4 protein-coding genes are annotated in these 3,391 nt (G+C 65.3%); 3 read left to right on the top strand and 1 reads right to left on the bottom strand.

The features are described 5' to 3' along the window. Both HP499_RS22390 and HP499_RS22385 read left to right on the top strand, forming a co-directional pair. Window positions 1-369 (top strand): alanine racemase C-terminal domain-containing protein (locus HP499_RS22390; RefSeq protein WP_305849762.1); only part of this gene is annotated, 369 nt, incomplete at its 5' end. Continuing rightward, the gene (locus tag HP499_RS22385) at window positions 359-1,969 is read left to right on the top strand and encodes a PucR family transcriptional regulator (protein ID WP_172326291.1); all 1,611 of its coding nucleotides are present in this window, start codon (window positions 359-361) and stop codon (window positions 1,967-1,969) included. The genes HP499_RS22390 and HP499_RS22385, both read left to right, overlap by 11 nt. Here the strand turns inward: HP499_RS22385 and HP499_RS22380 are convergent. Next, window positions 1,966-2,769 carry a carbon-nitrogen hydrolase family protein gene (locus tag HP499_RS22380; RefSeq protein ID WP_172326290.1) on the bottom strand — a complete coding sequence of 268 codons (804 nt, stop codon included), beginning with the start codon at window positions 2,767-2,769 and terminating at the stop codon, window positions 1,966-1,968. The genes HP499_RS22385 and HP499_RS22380 overlap by 4 nt on opposite strands. 310 nt (window positions 2,770-3,079) lie before the next feature. Between HP499_RS22380 and HP499_RS22375 the strand changes: the two genes are divergently transcribed. Beyond that, the coding region (locus HP499_RS22375) for a winged helix-turn-helix domain-containing protein (protein WP_172326289.1) at window positions 3,080-3,391 on the top strand (312 nt) is incomplete at its 3' end.

The following is a 3,391-nucleotide window of genomic DNA, read 5'->3' as shown; positions in this document are numbered from 1 at the left end:
GGGCTCATCCCGCTCGGTTACGCAGATGGCATCCCCAAGGGCATCAGCGGGCGCTCCGTGGTGAACATCGCGGGCCGCAGCGTGCCCGTGATCGGCAAGGTCTGCATGGACCAGTTCATGGTGGACCTCGGCCCGGACGCCTCGGGAATCGACGTCGGCGACACCGCGGTATTGTTCGGCGACCCTGCGTGCGGGGCGGCGAGCGCAGACGACTGGGGAGCTGCAATCGGCAGCCACGGGGACGAAATCATCAACAGGATCGCACCGCGCCTGCCGCGCGCGTACGCCAGCGGCGCCGACCAGGACAGCGCCTACGAGTGCCCCGACTACCAGGAGCCGGCCGCCGCCGGGCAGGGCAATGTCGCCTGAGCCCGCCACCGCCCGCCTGAGTTTCGTCACGCTCGAACAGTTTGTGGAGCAGCTGCCGCCGGAGTTGAAAATGCTTCACGACGGCGGCAGCGGCGCCTCGCTGCTGCGATGGGTTGAACCGAGCGAGCTGGAGGACCCCACCCCGTACCTCCCTGAAGGTGAGTTCCTTTTGACCTCCGGGCTGCCGTTCCTGGGGAAGGGCGGCTCGGCGGCCAAGGTGGACGCCTATGTGCGGCGGTTGGTGGAGGCGAAGGTTGCTGCGCTGGGTTTTGGCATCAGGCCCTACTTCGACGCCGTCCCGGACGTCCTGCTGGATGCGTGCCGCCAGCACAACCTCACGCTGTTCGAGGTTCCCGAGTCGGTTCCGTTCGCGGCGATCGGGTTGGAGTTCTCCCAGCTCCTGGAGACGGACAACGCACGGGTCTTCCGCCAACTGGCCGAGACCAACCGCCAACTCATGCGGGCCGTCCTTTCCCCCAGGCCCGAACACGAGCTCCTCGCCGCATTGGTACAGCGGGTGCCAGTGTGGGCCGTGCTGGTGGGAGCTGACGGACGGATCCGCGCGCGTGGGCACAGTGCCGGCGGCAGCACCGGCGTCGAGCATTCACTGCTGGCACCCATGCTGGAGCGCCTGCTGTCCGGCAGCGGTCCGCGCGTGGAAATGGACAGCTTTGAGCAACCGGGCTCGGCCCTGGTGTTCGGGCATCCTCTCCGCAGCACCAAGGACGCGAACCTGGGAGCGTTGATCCTTGGCTCGGACGCACCGTTGACGCCTGCGCAGAACAATGTGGTCCAGTCTGCGGTGGGCTTGCTGGAACTGCTGGTGCGGCAGCGGACCAGCGGTTCGCTCGCCCCAAGCCAACTGGCCACGGCCGTCCTGCTGCATCCGGACTCGCTGGCTTCAGGCTCAACCAAACACCTCAACGGTCTCAAAGACCTGCTGGCCCAAAGCTTGTCATCCACCAGGTCCGGCCAGATGCGCGTGGTGCAAGGCATCCGGGTGGATGGTGCTGCAGACGATGGGCCTGTTCGTGAGCTGCTGCAGTGGCGGAGGCTCTTCGATACCAAGCTGGTAGAGGTCACCGAATATGGTTTCGCGGCAATCACCCGGCTGAAGGTGGATGACGCGTTGCTGGCCGACGTCGAAAAACTGGGATGGCGCCTGGTGGTGGGTGAACCCACCGAGCTCACTGGGCTCGCCGCCGCCTACCAGCGGGCCACGTCATTGCGGAGCCGCGTGGTGACCACCGGTAAAAGTGCGCGCGTGGATGAAGTCACCTGGTCTGTTGCCGGACTCTTGGGACGCGAAGCCGGAACCATGCTGGCGGAGCGGCTCCTTGCGCCGGTGCTATCCCTGGAGGTGGACCGGCGCGATCCCCTGCTGACCGTCCTGCGCGGTTGGCTCAGTGAAAACGGCAGCTGGGACGGCTCGGCAAAACTCCTTGGGCTGCACCGGAACAGCGTGCGCCGGCAGATCGGCGTGCTGGGCGAGCTGCTGGACATGGACCTCAACCAGGCGCAGGTGCGGGCCGAGCTGTGGTTTGCGTTGCAGTATGTGGAGGAGTTAATCGGCTCCGGGGCAGACGGGGTTGTCGCTTAGCTGCGCTGCTCCCACTCTTCATAGAGTTCCGGCCTGCGTTCGCGCAGGTACGGAACTTCATCCCGCGCCGCTTTCACCGTGCCTGTGCCGACCTCTGCGAACAGCAACGTAGCCCCGTCCCCCGCCGCAGCAAGCAACGATCCGTCCGGCCCGGCCACCACGCTGCCGCCCAGGAACGTGTACACGTCCTCATGCCCGCTGTGGTTGGCGTAGGCCACGTTGAGTTGGCTTTCCAGGGCGCGGGCGCGGATCAGGACCTGCGGAACGTTATCGAACCCTGCGGAAAGGGCGGTTGGCACCAGCAGGAGTTCGGCGCCGCGGGTTGCTGCTGCCCTCACGGCTTCCGGGAATTCGACGTCGTAGCAGATCAGCATCGAGGTCCGTACTCCGTTGAAATCGACGACGGCGGGAGGTTCTTGGGCGGCGACGAACGCTTTGCGCTCCTCCTCACCGAAAAGGTGAACCTTGGCGTAGTTGAGTACCTCGGCACCGGAAGCGTCCAGCAGGGTAGCCGTGATGTGCCAGGCATCCTCATCATTGGCCACCGCCGGAAGGCTGTAGACCAGACCAATGGTGTGCCTGCGGGCGATCTCGGCGAGGCGGCCCCGGATGCCCGGAAGGGTTGCAGGGTCCAGTTCAGCGTGGAGCCGCAACGGTGCGTAGCCGACCGGAAACAGCTCAGGAGTGAGCAGCACAGCTGCACCGGCTTGGGAGGCGCGTTGGGCGGCGTCGTCGATCGTCTGGAGATTGGCGTCGACGTCCATGACGGAAGCATTCGCCTGCAGGACGGAGAGCAGCATCTTTACCACCTAGGTTTTCGCCTGGTCCGGGAGCTCGCGAGGGCCCGGACATTTCTTCCTTCCAGAGTAGGCGCGGAACCCCGGCAGAGGGTGGGGCATTTGGACCCGCCCGCCTCAGGATCGGGACGCAACGCCCGCGACTCCACCGTTGCGGGGCCCGTTCTGCGCCCCACAACGTGGATATGGAACGCTTAGCAGGCCCCACAACGGGTACATATCCCACGTTCTTGCGTTGGAGTATGTCGCGGAGAGTTGACTCCTTGTGTTCACTTCTTGACTACAACGTTGCTTGTGGGGCAATCTTCTTGTCATGCCCGCTACGCAGCGCTCAACGAAGAGCCATCCAAGAAAACCCGGCTCGCAGTCCGCACTGCGCCACCTCAATCAGCAGCGCATCATCGAGTGCCTGCTGAGCGGTCCATCAACGCAAGCCGAGCTCTCGCGCCAGACCGGGCTGTCCACGGCAACGATCTCCAACATCGTCAAAATCATGCAGGACGCCGGCCTTGTATCCACTGAGCCGACCACCAGCTCCGGCCGCCGCGCAACCAACGTAAGGCTGAACAGCAACGGTGCAGTCGCCGTCGGGATCGACTTTGGCCGCCGCCACCTGCGCGTGGTC

The organism is Paenarthrobacter sp. CM16, assembly GCF_013179505.1.
Taxonomy (GTDB): Bacteria; Actinomycetota; Actinomycetes; order Actinomycetales; family Micrococcaceae; genus Arthrobacter.
Note: the sequence above shows the minus strand (reverse complement) of the source record. Positions and strands in the feature narration are given on the sequence as shown.

Coding starts and splice junctions, on each gene's coding strand:
- HP499_RS22385 (WP_172326291.1), top strand. CDS start 359: ATGTCGCCTGAGCCCGCCACCGCCCGCCTGAGTTTCGTCACGCTCGAA.
- HP499_RS22380 (WP_172326290.1), bottom strand. CDS start 2,769: ATGCTGCTCTCCGTCCTGCAGGCGAATGCTTCCGTCATGGACGTCGAC.